Source organism: Kitasatospora sp. NPDC018058, assembly GCF_044327205.1.
Lineage (GTDB): Bacteria > Actinomycetota > Actinomycetes > Streptomycetales > Streptomycetaceae > Kitasatospora.
Genome location: NZ_JBIRFA010000122.1, coordinates 1 through 3,370, shown reverse-complemented (window position 1 = coordinate 3,370; position 3,370 = coordinate 1). Strand labels below are relative to the sequence as shown.

At 70.1% G+C, this 3,370-nt stretch carries 3 protein-coding genes; all 3 read left to right on the top strand.

The window, feature by feature from the left end; genetic code table 11:
- Nucleotides 1-201 precede the first annotated feature (201 nt).
- The 3 genes from ACH4E7_RS45395 to ACH4E7_RS45385 all read left to right on the top strand — a co-directional run bounded on the left by ACH4E7_RS45395 (nucleotide 202) and on the right by ACH4E7_RS45385 (nucleotide 3,078).
- A complete protein-coding gene (locus tag ACH4E7_RS45395; protein ID WP_396255094.1) occupies nucleotides 202-897 on the top strand; it encodes a TetR/AcrR family transcriptional regulator in 696 nt (231 codons plus the stop codon).
- Nucleotides 898-1,139: 242 nt separating this feature from the next.
- Nucleotides 1,140-2,282, top strand: a complete 1,143-nt coding sequence (locus tag ACH4E7_RS45390) for an FAD-dependent oxidoreductase (protein WP_396255093.1) — start codon at nucleotides 1,140-1,142, stop codon at nucleotides 2,280-2,282.
- A gap of 58 nt (nucleotides 2,283-2,340) precedes the next feature.
- Nucleotides 2,341-3,078: an alpha/beta fold hydrolase gene (locus ACH4E7_RS45385; RefSeq protein WP_396255092.1), complete on the top strand. Its 738-nt coding sequence runs from the start codon at nucleotides 2,341-2,343 to the stop codon at nucleotides 3,076-3,078.
- Nucleotides 3,079-3,370: the final 292 nt, after the last annotated feature.

The following is a 3,370-nucleotide window of genomic DNA, read 5'->3' as shown; positions in this document are numbered from 1 at the left end:
TACCGGTGACCCCTGTACGACGGCGACGTGCTCTCCACGAATGATCCCCCTCCACCGTGATCGATCAGAAGATCATCTCACCCGGTCGGCCAACGTGACAGCGCCCTCTCGCAACCGGCCATTTGTGAGAAGCGCCGACCGGGGAGATCGAGAGTGAACCGGGCAATCCCGCACTGCGAACATGTTCGTTACGATCGGATTATGACTGTAAGAAGAGAGCCGATCAGCCGTCGGGAGCGTCCGGCGAAGCCCGCCCTGTCCCGGCGCTGGATTGTGGACACCGCCGTGCGGATCATGCGGGCGGAGGGGCTGGGGAAGGTCACGATGCGCCGCCTGGCGCAGGAGCTGGATACCGGCCCGGCGTCACTGTACGTCTACATCGCCAACACCGCCGAGCTGCACGCAGCCGTTCTGGACTCCCTGCTCGGCGAGGTCGACCTGGCCGGGCGGGACGGTGGTGACGACTGGCGCGAGCAGCTCCGTGCCGCCATGGCGTCGTACACCCGGGTACTGTTCGAGCACCCGCAGCTCGCGCGGGCCGCGCTCGTGGCCCGCCCGAGCGGCGAGAACTACCTGCGCCTGGTGGAGCGCATCCTCGATCTCCTCGCGCAAAGCGGGGCCGGCCGCGAGCAGGTCGCCTGGGGGGTGGACAAACTGCTCCAGGACGCGACAGCCACCGCTGCCGAGCACTCGACGCGCGAGCACGATCCCGCCTCCGAGGACGACTGGAACGCCACGGTGCGTGCACTGCATGCCGTGGACGCCGCCACGCACCCGGCGATCACCGCGCACATGCCCGCCCTGATCGGCGGCTCGGTGCCGGACAGGATCCGCTGGAGCTTCGACGTCCTCGTCAACGGCATCATGCACACACCTGTCCCGGGCGCAGTGGACTGACCCCACCCCCGGGCGGGTGGACCGCCCTGGCGACGGACGCGGCCGGGGAACGGCAGCTCTCCCCGCCGTCTGCTGCTGGGCATGACGAACTTGTTCGCAACGAACATGTTCGTTATTGTGGGTGGAGTGAACGCGGCATCCCTTGCCTCCTCGCCGCGCAGCCGCCCCTGCAAGGAGCCTTGCGGAATCGGCGGTGATGACTCGGCGCACCGAGGTGTTCCTCTACTGCTTCCGGAGGCCCCATGAGCACCAGCCATTTCCCGATCGCGATCATCGGCGCAGGCCTTGGCGGCCTGACCGCCGCCCGTGTCCTGCACGTCATCGGCATCGAGTCGGCGATCTTCGAGCTGGAGGCGTCGGCTGCGGCCCGTACCCAGGGCGGGATGCTCGACATCCACGAGAACAACGGGCAGAAGGCCCTGCACGCCGCCGGCCTCCACGACGACTTCCTCAAGATCGTCCACCAGGGTGGTCAGGCCCTGCGCCTGCTCGGCCCCGACGGCACCGTGCACGCGGCCGAGGAAGACGACGGCACCGGCGGCCGGCCGGAGGTGGACCGCGGCGACCTGCGGGACCTGCTGCTCAACTCCCTGCCCGACGGCACGGTTCACTGGGGCCGCAAGGTCACTGGGGCCCGGGCGCTGGGCGACGGGCGCCACGAGGTGACGTTCGCCGACGGCTCGGCCATCACCACCGATCTCCTGATCGGCGCGGACGGCGCCTGGTCCCGGATCCGGCCCCTGGTCTCGCCTGCCAAGCCCGCCTACACCGGTATCTCCTTCGTGGAGACCGACCTGTTCGATGCCGACACCCGCCACCCGCGCAGCGCCGCAGTCATCGGCAGCGGCTTCTTCATCGCCCTGGGGGGCGAACGCGGTGTCCTCGCGCACCGGGAGAGCGACGGCAGTCTGCACGTTTACACGGCGCTCAAGGTCGACGAGGGCTGGCTGGACACGGTCGACTTCACCGACCACGCTGCCGCCAAGGCCGCCGTCCTCGCCCACTTCGAGGGCTGGGACGAGGGCCTGCGCGGCCTGGTCGCCGACGCGGAGACGATCATCCCGCGCCGTATTCACGCCCTGCCGGTGGGGCACTGCTGGGACCGTGTCGCGGGCGTGACGCTGCTCGGTGACGCCGCCCACCTGATGTCCCCCTTCGCCGGGGAGGGCGCCAACCTTGCCATGTTCGACGGCGCCGAACTCGCCCTGGCCATCGCCGCACATCCCGGCGACATCGAAGCCGCTCTGGCCGCGTACGAGGAGGCCCTCTTCCCGCGCAGCGAGGCGTCCGCCGCCGAGTCCGCCGCCAACCTGGACACGATGTTCGGCGAGCGGGGCCTGGAGCAGATGGTCGCGTTCTTCGCCTCCGGCCCGGCAGCTCAGTGAGGCCCGCCCCGACGGCCACCACCGAACCCACCCGCCTCAGCCAATCCGGGAGGAACCTATGACGACGTCCCTTGAGCGCACCATCCCGCTACGGCCCGGCCTGGACCTCGAAGTGCGCGAGGCCGGCACCGGCAGCAGCCCGGTCCTCGTCCTGCACGGCGGCCCCGGCCCGTCCAGCATCGCGGCCCTGATCGACCACCTAGCATCGGATCACAGGGTGGTGGCGCCAACCCATCCGGGCTGGGACGGCACCGTACGGCCTGACGATCTGGACTCCGTGCCCGCACTCGCCGCTGCCTACCTGGATCTGCTCGGCCACCTCGGGCTGAACGACGTGACGGTGATCGGCACGTCCTTCGGCGGCTGGGTCGCCACCCAGACCGTCCTGGACGACCGCGAGGGGCGGATCTCCCAGCTCGTCCTCATGGACGCCATCGGCCCCGTCATACCCGGCCAGCCGGTCACCGTGCCCGCCGGTCCACCGGCTCCGGCGCCGCAGGCCGGACCGTCCGCGCAGTCGATGGCCGCCATGCGCGCCTACGCCGGGCCGGCCATGGGAGACGCCGGCATGCTGCCCCGCCTTTCCACCGTCACCGGCCCGGTACTGGTGATCTGGGGCGCCGACGACACGATCGTCACTCCCGCCTTCGGCCGCGCCTACGCCGCGGGGTTCCCTCACGCGCGATTCGAACTCATCCCCGGCGCAGGACACCTGCCCATCCGCGAGAAGCCCGAGACGGTCTTCACCCACCTCGACTCCTTCCTCACCCCCCGACCCTCGGCCGCCGGCCACTGAGCCCCTCGCCGAGGTCGACCTGCCGCAGATCGACGAACCGTTCCCGCGCGCAATGGGTCGTTTCCATCCTGAATTCGCAGGTCATGGGCCTGGCGTGAGTTGGTGGTGAGGTACTCGCGCTGGTGGCTGGCGTGATCGTCTTGCGGAGATCGTCCGCCGTTCCAGTCAGCGGCTGATCTCCGCGTTCGTCAGGACAGGCAGGGCCCGCAGCAGCGCGGTGCCGTGCTTGGCGTTCATGCGGACCTTGGTGAGGATCCGCCAGTTCTTCAGGTCCGCGAAGCCGTGCTCGTTC

What these genes read in the sequence shown, in the direction of transcription:
- ACH4E7_RS45395 (WP_396255094.1), top strand. Translation starts at nt 202, where the DNA reads ATGACTGTAAGAAGAGAGCCGATCAGCCGTCGGGAGCGTCCGGCGAAG.
- ACH4E7_RS45390 (WP_396255093.1), top strand. Translation starts at nt 1,140, where the DNA reads ATGAGCACCAGCCATTTCCCGATCGCGATCATCGGCGCAGGCCTTGGC.
- ACH4E7_RS45385 (WP_396255092.1), top strand. Translation starts at nt 2,341, where the DNA reads ATGACGACGTCCCTTGAGCGCACCATCCCGCTACGGCCCGGCCTGGAC.